Source organism: Vagococcus fessus (assembly GCF_003987565.1).
Classification (GTDB): Bacteria; Bacillota; Bacilli; order Lactobacillales; family Vagococcaceae; genus Vagococcus_D; species Vagococcus_D fessus.
Genome location: NZ_NGJY01000001.1, coordinates 253,454 through 275,400, shown reverse-complemented (window position 1 = coordinate 275,400; position 21,947 = coordinate 253,454). Strand labels below are relative to the sequence as shown.

General features: G+C 35.0%; 22 protein-coding genes. 1 reads left to right on the top strand and 21 read right to left on the bottom strand.

The window, feature by feature from the left end:
* Window positions 1-188: 188 nt before the first annotated feature.
* The 4 genes from CBF31_RS01420 to CBF31_RS01405 form a co-directional block, all read right to left on the bottom strand.
* Window positions 189-407, bottom strand: a complete 219-nt coding sequence (locus CBF31_RS01420) for a YozE family protein (RefSeq protein WP_126830232.1) — start codon at window positions 405-407, stop codon at window positions 189-191.
* A 5-nt stretch (window positions 408-412) separates the two neighbouring features.
* Window positions 413-1,048, bottom strand: coding sequence for a YpmS family protein (locus CBF31_RS01415; RefSeq protein ID WP_126830230.1), 636 nt, complete (start codon window positions 1,046-1,048; stop codon window positions 413-415).
* A gap of 8 nt (window positions 1,049-1,056) precedes the next feature.
* Window positions 1,057-1,941 (bottom strand): GDSL-type esterase/lipase family protein, encoded by an 885-nt coding sequence (locus CBF31_RS01410; RefSeq protein WP_126830228.1) that lies wholly within the window; start codon window positions 1,939-1,941, stop codon window positions 1,057-1,059.
* Window positions 1,942-2,012: 71 nt separating this feature from the next.
* Window positions 2,013-2,852 carry a DegV family protein gene (locus CBF31_RS01405; protein WP_126830226.1) on the bottom strand — a complete coding sequence of 280 codons (840 nt, stop codon included), beginning with the start codon at window positions 2,850-2,852 and terminating at the stop codon, window positions 2,013-2,015.
* Window positions 2,853-2,981: 129 nt separating this feature from the next.
* On the opposite strand from CBF31_RS01405, the gene trhA reads away from it, so the two are divergent.
* Window positions 2,982-3,626: a PAQR family membrane homeostasis protein TrhA gene (gene trhA, locus CBF31_RS01400; RefSeq protein WP_126830224.1), complete on the top strand. Its 645-nt coding sequence runs from the start codon at window positions 2,982-2,984 to the stop codon at window positions 3,624-3,626.
* Window positions 3,627-3,654: 28 nt separating this feature from the next.
* Here the strand turns inward: trhA and CBF31_RS01395 are convergent, their stop codons facing one another.
* The 17 genes from CBF31_RS01395 to CBF31_RS01315 form a co-directional block, all read right to left on the bottom strand.
* Complete coding sequence (locus tag CBF31_RS01395; RefSeq protein WP_126830222.1) at window positions 3,655-4,365, bottom strand: aspartate/glutamate racemase family protein; 711 nt, start codon at window positions 4,363-4,365, stop codon at window positions 3,655-3,657.
* A 5-nt stretch (window positions 4,366-4,370) separates the two neighbouring features.
* On the bottom strand, window positions 4,371-5,612 hold the full coding sequence (locus CBF31_RS01390; RefSeq protein ID WP_126830220.1) for a carboxylate--amine ligase: 1,242 nt from the start codon (window positions 5,610-5,612) through the stop codon (window positions 4,371-4,373).
* Between the two features lies 1 nt (window position 5,613).
* Complete coding sequence (locus CBF31_RS01385) at window positions 5,614-7,134, bottom strand: UDP-N-acetylmuramoyl-L-alanyl-D-glutamate--L-lysine ligase (protein WP_126830218.1); 1,521 nt, start codon at window positions 7,132-7,134, stop codon at window positions 5,614-5,616.
* A gap of 128 nt (window positions 7,135-7,262) precedes the next feature.
* Window positions 7,263-9,128 carry an asparagine synthase (glutamine-hydrolyzing) gene (gene asnB / locus CBF31_RS01380; RefSeq protein ID WP_126830216.1) on the bottom strand — a complete coding sequence of 622 codons (1,866 nt, stop codon included), beginning with the start codon at window positions 9,126-9,128 and terminating at the stop codon, window positions 7,263-7,265.
* Window positions 9,129-9,292: 164 nt separating this feature from the next.
* Window positions 9,293-9,784, bottom strand: a complete 492-nt coding sequence (locus tag CBF31_RS01375; protein WP_126830214.1) for a dihydrofolate reductase — start codon at window positions 9,782-9,784, stop codon at window positions 9,293-9,295.
* A 22-nt stretch (window positions 9,785-9,806) separates the two neighbouring features.
* Window positions 9,807-10,754: a thymidylate synthase gene (locus tag CBF31_RS01370; protein ID WP_126830212.1), complete on the bottom strand. Its 948-nt coding sequence runs from the start codon at window positions 10,752-10,754 to the stop codon at window positions 9,807-9,809.
* A 45-nt stretch (window positions 10,755-10,799) separates the two neighbouring features.
* Window positions 10,800-12,683, bottom strand: a complete 1,884-nt coding sequence (locus CBF31_RS01365; RefSeq protein WP_126830210.1) for an ABC-F family ATP-binding cassette domain-containing protein — start codon at window positions 12,681-12,683, stop codon at window positions 10,800-10,802.
* 121 nt (window positions 12,684-12,804) lie between these two features.
* Window positions 12,805-13,263: a hypothetical protein gene (locus CBF31_RS01360; RefSeq protein ID WP_126830208.1), complete on the bottom strand. Its 459-nt coding sequence runs from the start codon at window positions 13,261-13,263 to the stop codon at window positions 12,805-12,807.
* A gap of 108 nt (window positions 13,264-13,371) precedes the next feature.
* Window positions 13,372-13,731 carry a thioesterase family protein gene (locus CBF31_RS01355; RefSeq protein ID WP_126830206.1) on the bottom strand — a complete coding sequence of 120 codons (360 nt, stop codon included), beginning with the start codon at window positions 13,729-13,731 and terminating at the stop codon, window positions 13,372-13,374.
* A gap of 33 nt (window positions 13,732-13,764) precedes the next feature.
* On the bottom strand, window positions 13,765-14,961 hold the full coding sequence (locus tag CBF31_RS01350) for a CCA tRNA nucleotidyltransferase (RefSeq protein ID WP_126830204.1): 1,197 nt from the start codon (window positions 14,959-14,961) through the stop codon (window positions 13,765-13,767).
* 23 nt (window positions 14,962-14,984) lie between these two features.
* Complete coding sequence (locus tag CBF31_RS01345; protein WP_126830202.1) at window positions 14,985-15,518, bottom strand: YpiB family protein; 534 nt, start codon at window positions 15,516-15,518, stop codon at window positions 14,985-14,987.
* Between the two features lie 10 nt (window positions 15,519-15,528).
* Complete coding sequence (locus CBF31_RS01340) at window positions 15,529-16,767, bottom strand: tetratricopeptide repeat protein (RefSeq protein WP_126830200.1); 1,239 nt, start codon at window positions 16,765-16,767, stop codon at window positions 15,529-15,531.
* A gap of 170 nt (window positions 16,768-16,937) precedes the next feature.
* Entirely contained in the window at window positions 16,938-17,213 is a 276-nt protein-coding gene (locus CBF31_RS01335; RefSeq protein ID WP_126830198.1) for an HU family DNA-binding protein, read from the bottom strand.
* Window positions 17,214-17,457: 244 nt separating this feature from the next.
* Window positions 17,458-18,768 (bottom strand): ribosome biogenesis GTPase Der, encoded by a 1,311-nt coding sequence (gene der, locus CBF31_RS01330; protein ID WP_126830196.1) that lies wholly within the window; start codon window positions 18,766-18,768, stop codon window positions 17,458-17,460.
* Window positions 18,769-18,930: 162 nt separating this feature from the next.
* Window positions 18,931-20,139 carry a 30S ribosomal protein S1 gene (rpsA, locus tag CBF31_RS01325; protein WP_126830194.1) on the bottom strand — a complete coding sequence of 403 codons (1,209 nt, stop codon included), beginning with the start codon at window positions 20,137-20,139 and terminating at the stop codon, window positions 18,931-18,933.
* Between the two features lie 75 nt (window positions 20,140-20,214).
* Window positions 20,215-20,895 carry a (d)CMP kinase gene (cmk, locus tag CBF31_RS01320; protein ID WP_126830192.1) on the bottom strand — a complete coding sequence of 227 codons (681 nt, stop codon included), beginning with the start codon at window positions 20,893-20,895 and terminating at the stop codon, window positions 20,215-20,217.
* Between the two features lie 99 nt (window positions 20,896-20,994).
* Window positions 20,995-21,888, bottom strand: coding sequence for a LysM peptidoglycan-binding domain-containing protein (locus CBF31_RS01315; protein ID WP_126830190.1), 894 nt, complete (start codon window positions 21,886-21,888; stop codon window positions 20,995-20,997).
* Window positions 21,889-21,947 lie beyond the last annotated feature (59 nt).

Here is a 21,947-nt window from a genome sequence, read left to right as displayed (position 1 = left end):
TAAAAAAACATGAGTAAGCTTTTTGGGCTTCCTCATCTAGCACATGTTACATTGTATCATAATAATTACAGTAATGTAACAAAAAATACTATAACAAAACAAAAATTAATAAACAATTCATATTGTTGTGCGATTATCTTTTTTATTACCAAAATATTACTAAAAAAAGTACAGCTTTCGCTGTACTTTTAATTATGTTCAAGATATAATTCCCAAGCTTCATCAAAAATGGTCATATTATCTAAATAAGTTGTTGTCATTTCTAAATAATCACTTATCTCATGATAATCAGTCGACTGTTTGGGAAATAGACTATCATGCGCTAAATCATTAGCAAATTTCGTGACCGCATCGGATATTTTTGGACCTCTAAGGGTCATAATATAATGATAAAAACTTCTTTTCAAACGATCTACTCCTTGCTTTTAGTATCTTCTATCGGAAGGTACACATTAAATTTTATATCATCATCAATTAAATTAATTTTTTCTGCTTTTAAATACATCCCATTTTGTAACTCAAAATCATTGAGGTGCAGAGTTATAGTTTGTTCTTTAGGTTTAACCTCTACCCACTCAGGTAGTTTGAATTCTTTAGACACATACTTCATTATTTGAGAAATCGGTAAGGCTAGTTTTCCAATTGATAAACTTGTTGCCTTTAGTTGAACATTTCCATCATCCATAACAAACGGATCAAAGTAAAGATAAAACTGCATATCAAATCCTAACACGTTAAACGTTCCATTTAACAATGCATTTTGTTCTAGATAGAAATTGTATTTAACTCCAGATTCTTTCAAGTAATCATTTAAATAAAAACTAATAATTTGATTTACTTGCTCTTTTTTTAATTGAACTTGAAAACTTGGATCCTCGTTCTTTTGTTGTTGAGATACCTTGGGTTTGTAATCAGGTTCTCGTTCACCAAAGGCTTTAAAACTAACAACTAATGTTATAGCTAATAACAGCCCTGCTAATAATAGGAAAGCAAATTTCCAAGGATTACTTTTTATTTCATTTCCTTTTTCGACTAGTCTATTTTTCATTATCTAACCTACTTACTTTCTAACCATTCATTTTTAGTTCTTACTAATTCATCTTTAAAAGCGTTGGCTATAATTTGATAGCCCAAACTATTCGGATGGAAATTATCCGTATCTGAGATCAGATTATTTATACCAGACTCTTTCTCTTCCTCACCGTTCTTAATTGTTTCTTCAGTTCCAAATGCTTTTTGCCCATCTATTCCTTTATATAAGGCTTCATTTATAGAAATAAAAGAACTATTTTTAGATTTTTCGACCCTTTCTTTACTCGCCTGATTCCAAAAATCAACTATCTCTTGTAGTTGATCCATATTATCCAAACTTAAATAAAAAGGATTGTAAATCCCGAGTTGATAGATCGGAGCAGCCTTATTAAAATGTCTCACTAATTTATACAACTCTTTTAAATTTGATTGATACTCCTCACTTGGTTTTTTAAATGTTTCATATGTTAAACCATTTAATAATTCCGATTTTATCACTTTCATCAAATCATTACCACCAATTGTTATTGTAATGAAGTCAGATTTTTTTAAATCTTCTTGAATACTTTTAGAGTCGTTAATTCGTTTTATTAAATCTTTAACCGTATCTCCTGCTTTTCCGTGATTATAACTTTCTACAACAGAAATTTTTTCAGTATCTACCAAATCATTTTTTAATAAGGGGACATAACCACCTGACTCTGTACTATCTCCAACACCTTCAGTCAGTGAATCTCCAATAGCAGAAAAACGTATGACCTCTTTATATTTCATTTTACTTGATTGGGAAGCTGTTTTCTTTAATAAAGGTTTGGCGGTTGGTAATGAAAATCCCAAAACAGTTACACCAATTAATACTGTCACCAAAAATACTGTTATACTAAATAAATGTTTCTTTATATACGACATACAAATCCCTCTCTCATATACTTAGTTTCTAATTTAAAAAAACAGACCAACAATGTGGTCTGTCAAAGAGGTTACTCGCTATAATACATGACAGCAAATGCACCTTTACCTGTGTGAGTCGCAATAATAGAAGAAGCCTCTAGTACTGGTATTGTCATATCAGGGAACATTTCTTGAAGTTCCTCTTTAAATTTTAATGCTGTTTCTAGTCCATCAGCATGAGTAATTGCTACTTGTTTTACATTTTCTTTTGTGGCCAACTCTGATTTCAAATCCTCAAACCATTTAGCAAATGCTTTAGCACCGCGACCTTTATATAATGTCACCATCTCTTCTGCCAAAACTTGCATAACAACTCTAATATTGAATAAATTTGTGATAACACCAGTTGCACGACTTAAGCGTCCACCTTTAACCATGTTATCAAGAGATGCTACACCAATGTATAAATTAGTATCTTCCTTGATTTGATTGACTTTGGTAATAATTTCTTCTTTTTCAGCATCTTCTGCAGCCATTTTTGCCGCTTCAATAACTTGGAAAGAAAGACCTTGATCTGTGAATGTACTATTAATGACAGTCACATCACTTTGTGAAATTTGAGCAGCTTGTTCCGCGGTATTAACTGTCCCACTTATCAAATCTGTCATATGAATTGAGATAATTTGACTTCCATCAGCCCCTAGCTCATCATAGAGCTCAACAAATTCACCAATTGGCGGTTGACTTGTTTTAGGTAGGGCAGCAGCGCTTGCCATCATATCCATAAACTCTCCACCGGTTAAATCGGTATCTTTGTAGATTACACCATCAATCATTACTGATAATGAAATCACTTCAATGTTTAACTTTTCTGCTAATCCAGGCTCCATATTACAAGATGAGTCTGTTACAATTTTTACTTTAGACATATTTTTACTCCATCCTTTAAAAAAAGAAATTATTCATGTAGAATAGGTACCAGAGTGCTCTGATACTTTTAGTATAACAGAAACTATTTAGTTTTTCACTCTTTAGACTAATAAAAAAGGAGGGAAATTATGAATTCAACACAACATTCAAAAAAATATGAGATTATTAGTGAGGTTCTAAACGCTGTCACACATGGGATTGGAACTGCTTTGAGTATTGCTGGTCTCGTTATTTTAATTATCAAAGGTGCAAGACTTCACTCTCCTATTCATATCGTGTCATACTCGATTTATGGGGCAACACTAATCTTATTATTTTTAGCATCTACATTGTTCCACAGTTTAATTTTTACAAAGGCCAATAAAGTATTTCAAATATTTGATCACAGCTCGATCTACCTGCTTATTGCAGGGACGTACACCCCTTATTGTCTATTAACAATTAAAGGCTGGCTGGGTTGGACTTTATTTGGAATTATATGGTTTCTAGCAATTCTAGGAATTGTCTATAAATCAATATTTCTAAGTCGAAAAGGAAATGCTGCTGTCTTCATCTATATTATTATGGGTTGGCTTTGTTTAATCGCTGCCAAGCCGCTTTATGATGGTTTAGGATTCAATGGTACTCTTCTACTCGTCTTAGGTGGTGTTGCTTATACTTTAGGCGCATTAGTCTACAAATTTCAACACGTAAAATACATGCATGTCATTTGGCATCTATTTGTTATTTTAGCTGCTGCTTTAATGTATTTTTCAATCTTACTTTATACATAAAAAAGAAGCCCAATGTTGGGCTTCTTTTTTATGTTCTAGCACGTTTAATTGTTTCATCAATTAATACTGATTGTGCATCTACGACAGCATAATTATGTTTCGTTACTTCATTCATAAGAGAAAGTTCTGTGCAGCCTAAAATCGCAACATCGCAGTCCTCTTTAATTAAAACTTGATCTAAAATATCTTTAAATAATGATTCGTTTAAGAATTGATGCTCTTTTACATCACGGTAAATCAAGTTCATCACATCAGTTTGAACCTGCTCTGAAGGTGTCACTAATTCGTATCCTTCTTTTTGTTCAAACTCTTTATGATAGACACCGGAGTTAACCGTACCAAGTGTCCCTAATAAGCATACTTTTACAGCTTTATCTTCCGTTGGTTCGAAATCAAAGACAACTTTTTCAGCCGCCAGACGTGGCATATGAAGAATTGGTGTGTCTGTGACGTCACATAGCTCATCATAAAATGTATGAGCTGTGTTACACGTCAACACAAAAAATTCAGGCCCAATTTGATCGTGCTGCTTAATATCTTCAGCAAGAGCCGCAACAGGACTTGCTTTAGTATTATCAAGAATATAGGCTGTTCTATCTGGCACTGTCGCATGATTAACCAATACATAATTTAAGTAATCTTGGTCAGTCTTAGCGATTGTACGTTGGTTCAAGACACGAACAAAACTCTCGCTGGCAAGAGTTCCCATGCCACCTAATATTGTAAAGAATTTTTTCATGGACTCTACCCCTTGTTTTCTTTAAAGTATTCTTTGTAACGTTTGTGGTATAAATAGAAGCTATATTTCATTAAAGCATAACGTTTTGGACTTGAATCTTTTTTATAAAAGACTGTCGTTCCCCATTTACCTTTTGAAATCATATCCATTGCTTCATCTTTATCCTTACCGTCTTTAACGTAAGTCTTAACGATTTTCTTCGGTACACCCATCCATAACATATCACCGTTACCATAAATTGTTTCTGTGAAAGGTTTAGCCATAACACGGTCTTCAATAATATAACGTGATAAATTATAGCCGTTAAGTGTCACGTAGAAACTACTACGACCTTGACGTAAATTCATTTCAAATAATTTGTACTCTCCATCACGTGGGTCATACTTCATATCAAAGTTAGCAAAACCTGTATAGTTAATGCGTTCTAAGAATGATTTGATACGTTTGTAGATATCTTCATTAAAATCAGGTGCGATAACCACATAGTTACCAATAGCATCTGGTGTTGGGTCTTCTAATAATGGATGACCTAAACACATCATACGAACATTACTGTCTTTATCAACATATGCGTTTAATACACGCATACCTGAATCATCGCCTGGGATGAAATCTTGACAAATCATTTCAGCCGTATAGCCTGCATTATAAACACGGCCTAAAATTAAATCTAATTCTGCTTGGTCTTTAATTGTGAATGCTTTTTTACGGCCTTCAAAATCAGCATCTAAATACATCACGCTATCCGCAGGTTTTAAAGCAACGGGGAAATCAAAGGGAACTTCAACTGATTCGCCCTCTTTAACCATATCTTGTTTAATGATTAATGTATTCGGGTAAGGTAAATCATATTTTTCACATGTTTCATAAAAACTTACTTTATTCGCTAATGTTTCAAATAAATCATGATCGATTGCTGTACACACAAAATCTTTAGATAATTCTTCACGATGTTTTGAAACTAATTCAGCATAGCCATCACCACACGGAATTAAAACATACTTAATATCATTGTTCGTACGATTTTTTACAATCTTACGCATTGTTTCAATAAATGTTGGGTCTTCATGGAAACCAGGAAATACATTAACATTTACTAATTTACTGTGTTTTGTCGGTGCTAAGGCTGCAGAAGAATACGCTTCTGACACGATTCCAAATTCTTCAAAGAATGAACGTGCCATTCCGTATACATTAATATCGCTACCTAGCAATACTGGTTGAAATTGTTCTTTACTATTTGACATTCTAATATCCACCTTCTATTAACTTGTTTGCTATTTCTAAGTCACCTTCATATGGTGTTCGTTCGTCACCGATAACTTGATATTTATCTGACCCTTTACCAGCTAAAACAACCACATCATTTTCACCAGCTAGGTTTAACGCTAATTCAATTGCTTTCTCACGGTCTACTTCAATTTCACAACGCACATTATCTGTCATTGTTTCTTGGATTTCCGCAATAATATCTTCTGCTTTTTCATGACCTGGATCATCACTTGTTAGAACCGCGATATCTGCAAGTTCTGATAAAACATTACCAAAATCATGACGACGTGACACGCCTTTGCCACCGGTACTTCCGATTAAAACCACTAATTTACTCTCAGGATGTTCTTTTTTAACAAATGAAAGTAAGGTATGTAGACTTAAAAGATTGTGTGCAAAATCAACATAAACTGGAACGCCTTTGTTAGTCACACAACTGTCCATACGTCCTGGGACTTTAGCAAGAGATAAGCCTTCTGACATCGCCTCTTTTTTAGCCCCTACAAGAGCAGTTGCCATCATCGCACTAAGCGCATTTCCTTGATTGAAGTCACCAAGTAGGTTAATCGCATAATCGCCCGCAATCGCTAATGTATCTTCTTTAGCTACCACTTCAAATTTACCTTTGCCTTCTGAAGAAGGGATAAATGTATAATCAGCTTCTACTGAATCATCACCATATGTGATAACTTTATCTGTAGATTCCTTAGCTACATCTTCTAGAATAGCATAAAAATCACTATTTCTATTTAGAATCACTTGTTTTGAGTGCTTTAATAACTGTCTCTTACAATAGAAATAATCATCAAAATCAGGATGTTCGATTGTTCCAATGTGGTCTTCTGAAATGTTTAAGAAAATACCCACATCAAAATTAAGACCATAAACACGGTCTGTTTTATACGCTTGTGACGAAACTTCCATAATTAAATGACTCATACCATTTGTAACAGCTTCTCTCATCATACGATATAAATCAACAGACTCCGGTGTCGTAAGTAAAGACTTAATTGATGTTTTACCATCTAGGATTGTTTCCATTGTCGATAACAATGCTGTTTTTTGGTTCGTTGCTTTTTCTAAAATGTATTTACAGAAATAAGCAGCGGTTGTTTTTCCTTTAGTTCCAGTATAAGCAATCACTTGAAGTTCCTCTTGAGGAAAATCATAAAAAGCCATACTTATTAAGGCCATTGCTTTTTTTATATCTGTTACAATAATCCCTATTGCATCAGATTCAATTTCATAATTAACTTCTGTTACATAAAAACCAGCACCATCAGCAATCGCTTGTTCAAGATAATCTGATTTAAACGCTAGTCCTTTACAGAAAAATAACGAGCCTTCTTTAATCGCTCGTGAATCATAGGTTATATGAGAAATAGTGGACTCAGCTACGTCTTCACTGATAGCGTAATGCCACTCATTATCTATAATAAATTCTCTAACTAATTGGTGTTCTTTTAATAAATTAGCTATTTTTGCTAAAGTTATCATATCACTATCACAGCCTCTCTATATCAACACATTATATCACAAAACGCTAAAAAAAGTGAAGAATACCATGGGAATTTGCTCACAAAAAGTGCAAAAAAAAGCACAAGCTAGAAGCTTGTGCTTTAGTATTAACCAACTTTTGGTTTTTCTCCATCAATGAAGAAGATTTTATACCAAGTTAAGAATGTATAGATTGTCCAAATCTTACGACGCTCATCATTTTTCTCATTGTAGTTATCATCTAATAATTGAATGATTTTATCTTGTTCAAAGAATTCTGGTACGAATGACTCAGAGAACATCTCACGTACTTGTTTGTAGAATTTCTCAGTACGTAACCAATCTTTGATTGGCACTGGGAAACCTAATTTTTCACGATCAGCCCACTCATCAGGTAAATGACGGTTAGCTGCTTTACGGAAAGCATACTTCGTATTTTCTGCATTTAACAAGTATTTAGTTGGAATTTGTTCTGCTACTTCCATCATACGAATGTCAAGTAATGGGACACGTAATTCGATAGAATGAGCCATACTTAATTTATCAGCTTTAAGTAAAATATCTTTAGGCATCCATTGATGTAAGTCTAAATATTGCATTTTCTTAACTTCTGATAAATCTTTAACTTTTGTATATTGACGGTTAACAATTGTTTTCACTGTTTCACTTTCTTGGTAATCTTTCGTTAAGAATGTGTCAGCTTCATGTTCTTTAAATACTTCAGCTTGTCCAATGAAGAAATCTTCAGCAGGAGCAAGAGATGTATACATGTGCATACTACCTTTAAAGTTTGGTGCTTTTTTGATAGTACGTGCAATTGAATAACGTGCTTTTTTAGGTAATTTTTTAAGTGTTTCAGTAAACACACGAACAGGTCTGTTACGTGTATTAAATCCGTAGTTTTGGTAACCAGCGAATAATTCATCAGCACCCTCACCAGATAATACGATTGTAGAATCTTTACTTGCCATCTCTGATAAGAAGTATAATGGCACACATGATGGATTTGAATCAGGTTCATCTAAATGATATTGAATCAATGGGAAGTAATCGAAAGCTTCTTCACCCGTTACAACTTTAGATGTGTTATTTAATCCTAATTTATCCGTTAAACGTTTCGCTTCATGTGATTCGTTATAAGATTTGTCACCAAATCCGATTGAATAAGTATTATCAGGACGTAATACTGAGGCAACATAACTTGAATCTACCCCACTAGATAAGAAAGCACCGATATTAACTTCACCAGTTGTATGAGCTTTTACAGACTCTTCAACCGCTTCATCAATTAAGTCAACTGCTTGTTCTAATGTCATATCTTCTTCTTTAAAATCAGCATCCCAATATTTTGTGATTTCCAATTTACCATCTTTGTATGTATAGTAATGACCTTCTGGAATACGGTAAACATCTTTGAAGAATGTTTCTTCTAATGCTGAGTATTGGAATGTCATATAAGGTTTTAATGCTTTTTTGTTTAATTGTTTGTTGAAATCAGGGTTAACTAAGAAACTCTTAATTTCAGAACCAAACATAAATGAACCATTCATCTCTGCATAGTAATAAGGTTTAATACCGAAGTGGTCACGTGCACCAAATAATTCGTTAGTTTCACGGTCCCAAATCGCAAATGCAAACATCCCACGTAATTGTTTTACAATATCAACACCATATTCTTCATAACCATGTAAAATAACTTCTGTATCGGCACTTGTTCTGAAAACATGTCCTTTAGCAACTAGATCTTCTCTAATTGCTTGATAGTTATAAATTTCACCATTAAAAATAATGATTTTTGTTTCATCTTCATTATAAATAGGTTGTGAGCCACCTGATAAATCTACAATACTTAAACGACGGAATCCTAACGCTACTTGATCATCAGTAAATACACCTGAGCTATTTGGCCCACGGTGAACAATTGTATCCATCATATTTTCAATAATTTCAGCTTTATTATCTCTCGTGCTGACAAAACCAACTATACCGCACATAAACATCTTCCTATCTCTATATAAATTTACTATATTGTCTAATTCTATTATCTTTTGAAGTATATCATACAATTATAACGCCATCAATTGATAAGAAGATAAGTTTCTGTTAAGAAACTTATCATTAAAAAAACGTAATCTAAACGATTACGATTTTTTTTAAATTAACCTTTTCGTTGATATGTTTCAAAAGAATGTTTGTATAAATTATTTTCATCAGTTAAACCTTCACTGATATTTATCATCGTCCACTCTTCCCAATCAACTTCTGGGAAATAAGTATCACCTTCAAATGTTTCATGTATCACCGTTCTGTATAACACAGAACAATGTGATAAGAACTCCTTATAAACTTTAGCTCCACCTGTAATAAATGTTATCCCCTCAAAGGTTTCAGCATATTTTACTACGTCTTCAACTGAGTGTAAGACCGTTACACCCTCTGATTCGTAAGATCGATCAGACGTTAAAACAATTGTGTGACGATTAGGTAAGGCACGTTTACCCATCCCTTCAAATGTCGTTCTCCCCATAACAATTGTATTATTCTCTGTGGTATTTTTAAAGAAAGCTAAATCATGCGGTAAATGCCACGGTAATTTATTCTCTTTTCCAATCAAACCACTCTCATCTTGCGCCCATATGGCTGCTAACATAATAAAATCCTCCTAAAGTCTCCTAAACGGCTATCGGTGCCTTGATTGCTGGATGTGGCTCGTATCCTTCTAACTGAATATCATTCACATCAAACTCAAAAACTGATTTTTTATCTTTGTTTAACACTAGTGTTGGAAACTCACGTATGTCACGTTCTAATTGTGTCTTCATTTGTTCATAGTGATTACTATACAAATGTGCGTCTCCAATCGTGTGCACAAATTCCCCAACCTCTAAACCAGTCTCCTGTGCAATCAAGTGTGTTAATAAAGCATAACTTGCAATATTAAACGGAACACCTAAAAAGACATCGCCACTTCTTTGATACAATTGACAACTTAATTTACCCTCTGCCACATAAAATTGAAATAAAGTGTGACATGGCGGAAGTGCCATATTTGGTACATCTTCCGGATTCCAAGCTGATACTAATAACCGTCTTGAATCTGGTGATGTTTTAATCATCTCAATCACATCTTTTAATTGATCAATCGTTTCGCCAGATGTTGTTTTCCAGTTACGCCACTGAGAACCGTAGATATTACCAAGCTCTCCGTACTTATCTGCAAACTCGTCATCTGCCAAAATACGATCACAAAATTGTGTCAATTGTTCTTTATAAATGATATTAAATGCCTCATCTGTAACAGCTCTACGACCAAAATCCGTCATATCAGGACCCTTATAGTCTTCACTCTTAACAAATCGTTCAAATGCCCACTCATCCCAAATGTGATTATTATGTTCTAAAAGATAACGAATATTCGTATCTCCTTTTAAGAACCATAATAATTCGCTTTTGATTAAACCAAATGGGACCCGTTTTGTTGTAAGTAACGGAAAACCTTTACTCAAATCAAAACGCATTTGATGTCCAAATATACTTTTCGTCCCTGTACCTGTACGATCAGACTTCGTTGTCCCCTCGTCTAAAATCTTTTTACCAAGATCTAAATATGCTTGCTCCATTCGCCTCACCTTTCAAAACGTTTAATCGTCTAGCACCTTTTCGCTTTAAACAAATTCGCTTAAATATTCCCATCTTGCTAATTTGTTTTCTAAGTTTTCTTCTGCTTCGGTAATTTTATTTTGAATATCTTGAAGCGCTGTAAAGTCGCTACCCTGATGATTCATTTCTTCTGTTAAAGATTCGATTGAAGCCTCTAGTTTTTCAATGTCTGCTTCAATGGTATCCCACTCTTTTTTCTCATTATAGGTTAATTTTTTCTTCTCTTTAACCTCAACAGTCGGAGCTACCTCTGCTTTTTCTTTCTTAACCGTTTCGACTTGTTTACTCTCTTCTTTAGCTGTTTCGAGATAGTGTGTCATGTTCCCAAAATATGTTTCGATGACACCATTTCCTTTAAAGACTAGCAGCTTTTCAACCACTTTATCTAAGAAATAACGGTCATGACTGACAGCTATAACTGCTCCACTAAAATTAGCAATATAATCTTCCAGAACAGTCAATGTATCGATATCTAAATCATTAGTCGGTTCATCTAATAATAAGACATTAGGTTGTGCAATGAGTAGTTTTAATAAATAAAGTCTACGTTTCTCTCCACCAGAAAGTTTGCCAATAATAGTCCCATGACTTGAGCGCGGGAATAAGAAACGTTCAAGCATATCAGCAATACTTGTTGTTGTCCCGTCTGCTTGTCTGACTTCCTCAGCTACTTCTTGTAAATAAGAAATCATTCGTTTATTCGGGTCCATATCTTCGTTCTCTTGCGTATAATACGCTAATTTAACAGTCTCTCCAATTTCGTAGACACCAGAGCTTAGAGGTAAACGTCCCGCTAAAATATTAAGAAGCGTTGATTTCCCAGCACCATTTTGTCCTGTAATCCCAATTCGGTCACGCCCCTGAACTAGTAATTCAAAATCTTTAAGTAAGGTTTGACCATTCATCTCAAAATAGCCATTTTCAATACTTAATACTTTTTTACCTAGACGTTGGCTTCCCATAGAAATATCAACAGCACCATTTTCGTTCACCTGGTTTAAATCACCTTTTAAGTCATTAAATCGGTCAATACGGGCTTGCTGTTTCGTCCCACGAGCTTGAACACCTGCACGCATCCAAGCCAACTCTTGTTTGTAAAGTTGCTTGCGTTTGTGCTCTTGAGCTTTTTCTGTCTCTTCTCTTTCAGCTTTGGCCCCTAAGTAAGATTGATAATTCCCTTTGTACTCATACATTTTACCAAACGATAATTCAAAGATTCTATTTGTGACACGATCTAAGAAATAACGATCATGGGTAACCATCACTAAAGCCCCGTGATAATGTGCTAGATAGCCTTCTAACCACTCTATCGCTTTATAATCAAGATGATTGGTTGGTTCATCTAGTAATAGTAAGTCTGGCTCTTGTATCAAAACTTGAGCAAGTCCTACACGTTTCTTTTGACCACCTGATAGTTCACTGATTTTTTTAGAAATCTCAGTAATACCTAATTGTGTCAAAATCGTTTTTGCATTAGTATCTGCCAACCAGGCATCTTCTTTATTCATCACTTCTTCTGCTTTTGTATAAGCTGCTTGATACTCAGGATTATTGCCATCTTTTTCTAAATTAACTAGTGCTAATTCATAAGTACGCACCGCTCTTAGTAATGGCGAATCGCCTTGGAAAACTGCTTCAGCAACTGTTACATCTCCATCAAATTCCATTTGCTGAGACAGATAACCTACATGATACTCTTGAGGACGATTAAACTCGCCACTATCAGCTCCGTCCTTATCAGCGATAATATTAAGCAGGCTTGTTTTACCTGTCCCATTAACTCCAATCAATCCAACTTTATCTCCTGTACGAATAGAAAAGCTAATGTCGTCAAATAAGGTCTTTTCACCGTATGTTTTCGTTAAATTCTCGATACGTAATTCTTTCATTTAACTGCCACCTGTCTTTAATTAGTCAGTTAATTTTAACAGATATGACAATCTCGTGCAAACTGACATCTTTTTGTAATAAAAAAGAGACAGCCTAAGCCGCCTCTATTATCATATTCTATTAAAATTTATCGCCGTAAACATCTTCAACTGATTTAGTTGGGTCGATTACAATGTATAATTTACCATCTTTTGAAATTTTGCTTGATTGATGTTTGTTATCAAGACCTTCTTGTCCTGGTGTACCTTTATCTTCATAAGGGAAGTAAATTAAATCTTCTTCTCCGTTATCAAAAATGATGTTCATTTTTTCGATGTCTTGATATTTTAACGCACGCTCGAACATCCCTAATTCTAAACCACCAAGGTTGATGTCATCAGTTTGTACGTGATCTGCTTCTTCAAATATTTCAATTTTGAATCCTTCGCATGGATTAATTTTTTCAAATTCGCCACCATTGATACGACCAAAACTTGTTGTGATTTGTTTAATCCATAAATCACCAATGTTTTCTCTTTTGATAGTCCATGTTTCGTTATTTCTGAAGTAGAATCTAAAGCCTGTCATTTGTTTTGTCATTTTAATTAGCTCCTTTGTTTTGTTTATATGTTAATTATATCACAAACTTTTTAAATGTAAACAAAAACTTGTGAAATAATTCATAAATTATTTAAAGAACCTTTTTCGCTATATATTCGCCATAAAACGCTCGACGTCAATAACCGCTCGCTTATGTTGACCCGTTGCAATAACAGTATCACCACATGTGACCTCAAATTCAAAACTGGCCCCTTTAGGAGTTTGTTCGATAATAGTTGCACAAACTACGACTTTACTCTCCGTTTTAGATGCTCGTTTGTGTTTCATATCAATCCAGGTCCCAACACTAGCTTGACCTTCTTTTAACTCATTTGCTAACAATCGTTCACAACAATTCTCAGCAAATGCGACAACAGCAGGTGTAGCCAAAACATTTAGAGTACCAGATCCCATCACTTTTGCCGAATGACTTTCTTTAGGTAAATAACTTTTTTTAAATTCTTTCATTCAAACCGACCTCATTTCATCAGATTATAACTGTTATTTTTTAGCGTATGATAAAAGCTCTGCTTGGTCATTAGATAATTCCCCATCCAATACTTTTAATTGAAGATTATTTAGCATCTCGCCTAACCAAGGTCCAGCAGATTTCCCTGTCGCTTGGATCAATAGTTGCCCATCTACTGCCAAATCTTGTTTCGTTTTAATTACTAATTGATCGTACCTTTTTTCAGTCTCTAATACGTCAAATGGACGATCAAAATAAACCATTGACTGTTCAATAAGACTGGCATTCTCTTTTCCAACATTAAACAACCACTCATTTGTCCATTCGTTTTCTTGTCTCCAGTTAAGAGCTGATAAAATCAAAGTAATTCTTTTCATCAAGTTATTAGAGAGCTTCCATTTTTTCAAGAATCGTTTCGCATCATTAGGATTAATTTCTAAAAAACATAAGGTCAAGGCCCAAGCCTGAGCTTCATCTACAAATGGAGTCGAAGACGTATCACATAGAGCTTGTAACTTTTCTTTCTTATCCGCAAAGCCTGGACAATACTCATAGCATCCTGTATCAATAAAGGATACTAAGCCTAATTTTCTATCATGTCCTAATAATAATTTGATCCATTCTATTTGCACACGTTCTATTGATATCTTACTTAATAACGCCTTATTTAAATGAATAGCGTTTAGCGTTTCATCTTCAATAGAAAAACCAAGTTGACTAGCAAAACGTACAGCTCGCATCATACGGAGCGCATCTTCATTAAAACGTTCTGATGCCTCACCCACCGCACGTATTAACTTACGGTCTAAATCATCCATACCTGAAAACAAGTCTACGATCACGCCATCTTGTGACATAGCAAGAGCGTTTATCGTGAAATCACGACGTTTTAAATCTTCTTCTAGACTCCTAACAAATGTCACTTCATCTGGTCTGCGATAATCCTGATACGTTGACTCTGTTCTAAATGTTGTGATTTCGTATTGATCCTCTTCGTGTAAGACAAGTACCGTCCCATGTTCAATCCCTACATCAACTGTCCGAGGAAAAATAGCTTTAACTTCTTCCGGATAGGCACTTGTTGCGATATCGACATCATGAATTGCTTTGTTAAGTAATAAATCTCTGACACTTCCACCGACAAAATACGCCTCAAATCCAGCAGTTTCTAATTGCTCCATTACAGGTTTAGCTTCAGTAAATTCTTTAGGTACGTTCTTTATTTTCATACTATCTTATCCAATCTATTTGGTTAATTTGTTTCTTGAACTAATTTTTCTGACAACTCTTTAAACAAGGCACTATCATTCATTTCTAAAGCCTCGTCAATTTGTTTTAATAAGTTCTCTTTAGAAAAATCAGACAATACCGATTCAATCGCTTTATCAACTGACGCTTCATCTTCTGACGATATCGCATCATTCCATGAATTAAAGGGATTGTCTTCTAAAACTGCCAAATAACTCGACAATTCATTTGAATTTGGCAAAATTATTTCTATATACAATTCTTTTTTCCAATTTTTACGCATCTCGTGGAAAATCTGCTCTGGGTCAATAAATGTCATATCAAAAAGATAAAGGGTCATCGGGTCTTTTTCATTTATATCAGAAATAATCTTTAATCCACGAGTTGTTTTGTCAGCATGTTCTACAAATACAACATTTTCTAGAATCGCCGGGTGTGTTTCTAAATAATTTAAAACCCAATACACTTCTCTGCGTCCAAAAAGGTACTCATTTGTAACCTCATGCAAAAATGCTATCTTATCATCTAAAGTAGCCATCGTTCTCCTCCTAACCTAAAAGTTCATGAACATCCATATCATCTGGAACATGTTCTAAATAGTGAGAAAGAAGCGCATTCGCTTTCTCTAACTGACCTTCTTCTCTTAAGAATAAACCATATTCTTTCAAGAACTCCGGCTCATGGTTCAGTCCAGGCAAAGCCTTTTCAAAGAACATTGCCGCTTCTGAATACTCTTCTAACGCATTATAAGCTTGTGCAAGCGTCCAGAAAGCTTGTGGTTCATCACTTTCTCTAAATTCAGATAACGTATCAATAACGTCCTCATAGCGTTCATCAGCAAGTAACAAGTTGGCTAATTTCATAATGGAGAACTCTTTTGAATCTTCTAATAAAATAGCACGTCTTAGATATTCTTCTGCATCCGGAATCTTACCGAGACGGTAAGCATTATCAGACGCTAAGTGGAACATATCAACTGAGTATGGATTTTGTCTAATCCCCTCTGCAATAACTTCCTCCGCTTTAGGCAATTCACCTTCATCTAATAAAGCACTGGCTAATGGTAAGTACAATGCTTCAAATGTTGGATTCAATAAACGCAATTGTTCTAGTAATACGATTGCTTTATCACGATCCCCAACTTGAATATACGTGATGGCCAATTGGAAGGCACGCTCATCTGTAGGATCATCTTGATTTGCTTTCTCTAAATAAGGGATTGCTTCTTCAAATTCACCAACCATACCATACGCTGTCCCGATACGCTCATCCAAGTTAATCGTTTCAGTAATAGATGTTCCTCTAAGTTGCTCATATAATTCAGCTGACTTAACGTATTGGTTCATTGTGAAATAAATCTCTGCTAAAGCTAATGCGAGCACAGGTTCGTCAGGCATAATCGTTTTAGCTTCTTCAATTTTTTTAATACTTACTTCCGGCACACCTAATACTTGATAAATATCAGCAGTAACCATTAGAGCTTCTACATAACTTGGATCTGATTTCGGTATTTTTTCTAAATAGTCAAACGCATCATCTGTTTTATCATTTTCAATAGCAATCTCTGCCAATGGGATATATAAGCCATACTCCGAAGGGAATTGTTCTGTCAATTGTTCAAATATAAGTTTAGCTTCATCTATAAAGCCAGCACCCATCAATTGTTCTCCTAGTGCTGCTTGGATTTCTGGTGTATCCTTTTTTAGTGCATTTTCAAATTGGAGTTGTGCCTCTACACTATCTCCTTCATTTATCGCCACTAACATTTTTTCGCTATAAGTTTCCATTATTTCGCTCCCTCTTATCTATCCACTCATTATGTCAGGATAAATCATCTTTATACTCAAATAATGAGTCAATTCTACTTTTATAAATCCCCTTTTAGTATAGGCTATTCTTACAAAAAAAGCACGAAAAAAGCTAGTAAGTCGAAACTTACTAGCTCTATATCTGCTAACTATTTAACAGCATCTTTCAATGCTTTACCTGGTTTGAATGCAGGTACTTTGCTTGCAGGGATATCGATTTCTTTACCAGTTTGTGGGTTACGTCCTTTACGAGCAGCGCGATCACGTACTTCAAAGTTACCAAAACCGATCAATTGTACTTTTTCACCATCAGCAAGTAAATCTTGGATAGTTGAAAATACTGCGTCAACTGCAGTAGTAGCATCTTTTTTAGTTAAGTCAGCTTTTTCAGCAACTTTTTCAATTAATTCTGCTTTGTTTGCCATGTTCATTTTCACCTCCTGATAAATAATAGATGTTTAATTTGTAGACATCTTAAGTAATTAATCTAGAAAACTAAATCAACTACAGAAGTATTGATTAACTCAATATTTCTTTAATTAAGATAGCATAGAAATCCTTTTATATCAAGGTATTTCACTCTTTTGTAACAATTTAAATAAAATGTAATTTATGCCCATTAAATTTATTGCACATAAACAGACTTTGTGTTAAAATGCCGATTTCACGCTATTTACGTCTTCTTGCAATAATGTGAATCGGAGTTCCTTCAAATGTAAATGCTTTTCTGATTTGGTTTTCTAAGAAACGTGCGTAAGAAAAATGCATTAATTCTTCCTCGTTTACAAAAACAACAAACGTTGGCGGTTTAACCGCAACTTGTGTCGCATAGAAAATTTTCAAACGACGACCTTTGTCAGTCGGTGTTGGATTAATCGCAACAGCATCCATAATAACATCATTAAGTAATGATGACGGAATACGTAAGTTCTGATTCATACTTACTTTTTCAATCATATCTGGTAATTGGTGTAAACGTTGTTTAGTTTTAGCTGAAACATACACAATCGGTGCATAGTCTAAATATTTAAATTCTTTACGAATCTCATCTTCAAACTCTTTCATAGTATTTGTTTCTTTTTCAAGGGTATCCCACTTATTAACAACGATAACCATACCTTTACCTGCTTCATGAGCAAATCCTGCAATACGTTTATCGTATTCACGAATTCCCTCTTCAGCATTGATAACCATTAACACAACATCTGAACGGTCAATCGCACGCATGGCACGCATCACACTATATTTCTCAGTTGTTTCATAGACCTTACCACGTTTACGCATACCCGCTGTATCAATCATGATAAACGGCTGACCACTTGCTGAAGTAAACTCTGTATCAATCGCATCACGAGTTGTCCCCGCTACGTCAGATACAATAACACGTTCTTCACCAAGCATCGCATTGATAAGTGAAGATTTCCCAACGTTTGGACGCCCGATTAAACTGAAGCGGATAATTCCATCGTCTTCTTCTTCAACTTCAGTAGTAAAATGTTTCACTGCTTCATCTAAGACATCCCCTAAACCAATACCGTGACTACCTGACACTGGATACGGATCGCCTAACCCTAATGAATAAAACTCAAAAACATCGTTTCTCATTTCTGGATTATCTACTTTATTGACAGCTAAAATGACAGGCTTACCTGATTTGTATAGCATTCTAGCTACCATTTCATCAGCATCTGTAACACCTTCACGCGCGCTTGAAAGCAAGATGATAACATCTGCCTCAGCAATAGCGATTTCTGCTTGATATTTAATTTGATCCATAAACGGTTCATCCGTTAAATCAATCCCACCAGTATCAATAATACTAAATTCTCTACCTAACCATTCACCAGTAGCGTATAAACGGTCTCTTGTTACACCAGGTGTATCTTCTACGATTGAGATACGTTCCCCAGCGATTCTGTTAAAAATTGTCGATTTCCCCACATTTGGGCGTCCGACAATTGCAATTGTTGGATTTGCCATAGGACAATCCCTCCTTTATAATTCCAAAGCTCTTTAGTAGTTTACCCTATCAATCCACGCGACACAAGTCTTTACGTCCATTAAAGTGATAATTCTTAGTGCTTTTTCCTTTTTGAACCAAAAAAAGAGCTTGAGGTTAGCCTCAAGCTCTTTTAATTCTATCTAATCTTCGGTCGAATTAAGCGCATCTCCTAAGATATCACCTAAGCTAAACCCTGTTACTTCTTCAGGAATTTCTATAGTTTCTTCCTCTTGGAAATCTTCTTCTTGCTGAGGTTTCTCTTCTAACGCTTTAATACTCAATGCGATACGACGGTCAGGTTGGTTTACTTCTAATACCTTTGCAGTAACTTCTTGACCTTCTTGTAACACTTCATGAGGTGTTACAACATGATTGTGTGAAATTTGTGAAATATGAATTAATCCTTCAACACCTGGTTGCAACTCAACGAAAGCACCAAAACTTGTTAGACGTTTAATATTCCCAGTCATAACATCGCCTGCTCCAATTGTTTCAGCTACATTATCCCAAGGTCCGGCTAATGTTTCTTTGATAGATAATGACACACGTTCTTTTTCTGGATCTATTGATAAAATCTTAGCTTCTACTTCCTCTCCAACTTCTAATACATCCGATGCTTTAGAAACATGAGAATGAGAAATCTCAGAAATGTGAACTAGCCCATCTACGCCTCCTAAATCAACAAACACACCAAAATCTGTTAGACGAGCAACTTTACCTTTAACCGTATCGCCCGCTGCAAGACTATTAAGTACTTCTTCTTTTTTAGCTGCTTGTTCTTTCGCTAGTAATACTTTTCTAGAAAGAATTAAACGATTTTCTGAAGGCTCAATCTCCATTACTTTAAAGCGTAATGTTTGGCCTTTATAAACTGAAAAATCAGATACAAAATGAGTATCAATCATTGAAGCTGGTACAAAACCACGTACACCCAAATCAACAACTAATCCACCTTTTACGACATCTGTAACAGTTCCTTCTACTTCTTCATCCGCTTCAAAAGCAGCTTCAACATCTTCCCAGATTTTTTTAGCTTCTAGACGACGTTTTGAAAGTAGATAACTTCCATTTTCTTTATCCTTACCAATCGATGTAATTACTACCAAATCAAGAATCTCACCGATTTTTACTAAACTAGAAATATCCTCTGTTGGGAATGCTGTTAATTCTTTCACCGGAATAACCCCTTCAACACCGGTACCTAGAATACTAACAATTGCCTGTTTATCTTCTAAAACAAGTACTTCACCTTGAACGATATCTCCAACCTCAACATCTTTAAAACTTTTTAAAGCATCTAACATTACTGCTTCATCTTGCTCAATCTGGTTTTCTTTGATTTCTGACATGACTAACGGCCTCCCTATTACTAATAATCTAATTTTATTGTATCTTAAATATAAAGCGATTTCTACATTTTTATTTTATCTTTTTTTGTCCATTTTTAAGGTAACTTGATCTTTGATCGCTGAAACAACTTCCGCAATCCCCATACCGGTTGTGTCTATCTTCACTGCATCTTCAGCTTGGACTAAAGGCGAAATTTTTCGAGTTGTGTCTTTATAATCACGATCTTCAATTTCTTTCTTCAGCGTTTCGAAATCTGTTTCAATTCCATTTTCAATATTTTCTTTATAACGACGTTCCGCACGTTCTACGACACTTGCTACTAAAAATATTTTAACCTCAGCATTAGGTAAAACCGCTGTTCCGATATCACGACCATCCATCACAATGCCACCTTCTTCACCAAATGCCCGTTGTCTTCTCACTAAATCAGTTCTGACTGCCGCTTGCGCTGCAACTTGAGAAACGGCATTAGTAACATCTGGTTTTCTGATTGCTTCCGTTACATCCTCATCATTTATAAATACTAATTGTCCTTGCTCAGTCTGCTTAAATGTAATCATTGTAGTTGGTAATAATTTAGCAATAGCTTCTTCACTCGCTAAATCACAATTTGATTTTAAAGCAGCGTAAGTTATCGCACGATACATCGCACCCGTATCTAAATAAATATACCCTAAATCCTTTGCTAATATTTTCGCAACTGTACTTTTCCCCGCTGAAGCAGGACCATCAATAGCAATACTAATTTTACTCATCTCATTACCCCTTTATAATTCATCATACATCGTTTTTAATCATATCATTTTCCACGATAAAAAAAAAGAAGTTACCATTAGGTAACTTCTTTTTAACTATTAATTAAAGTTGATAACTTGCCCAACATGCAAGTCTGGAGAACCCATACCGTTCAATGCCATAACCTCATCAACTGTCATGCCGTGCGCCGCTGCAAGTGAATACAATGTTTCTCCACCTTGAATTGTTACAGCACTACCGCCGCCACCTTGATTTTGGTTTTGTTCATTAGCTTGTCCGTCATTTTGCGTTGCATTTTGATCATTTTGCGTTGCATTCGGATCATTTTGATCATTTTGTGTTGCATTTGGATCCTTAGGTGTGCCATCCGGATTTAACTGTTCACCAGTTTCACCATTTTGATTCTCTTGATCATTTGATGGGTCTTGCGTTTTTTCGCCATCTTGTGGGTCATTAGCTGTTTCACCATCATTTTCAGTTTTAGCTGCTTCTTTTTCGGCCTTTTCTGCTTCTTTAGCTGCTTTTTCTGCTGCCTTTTTGGCTTCTTTTTCAGCTTGTTCAGCTTGTTTTTCGGCCTTTTCTGCTGCTTCTTTTTCTTTAGCTGCTTCAGCTGCTTTTTGTTTTTCAGCCTTTTCTTTTTCAGCTTTAGCTTTTTCAGCTGCCGCTTTTTCTTTAGCTGCTTTAGCTTTGGCTTCTTCAGCTTTTTCTTTAGCTTCTTTTTTGATTTTATCTTTATCTTTTGATGTTTTATCTCCATTAACAATTACTGGACCATCATTAGGCTCTAGTGATTGTTTACTTGACATACTAAACATATAAACAAGTAACCCCGCAATAGCTAAAAGTAATAAAACTAATACTGTGATAAAGACGCTATCACCTTTCTTTTTGCTACGTTTTTGAGAACGTGATGAAGGCTCCTCTTGTTTTTCGCCTTGCTCATCTTCAAAAATAGGTTGTTCCCATGGTTCGTTATTTTTATTATCTGCCACGATTTATTCCTCCTTGATATTTCTTAATCTGTTATATTTTATCACACAATTTTATAATT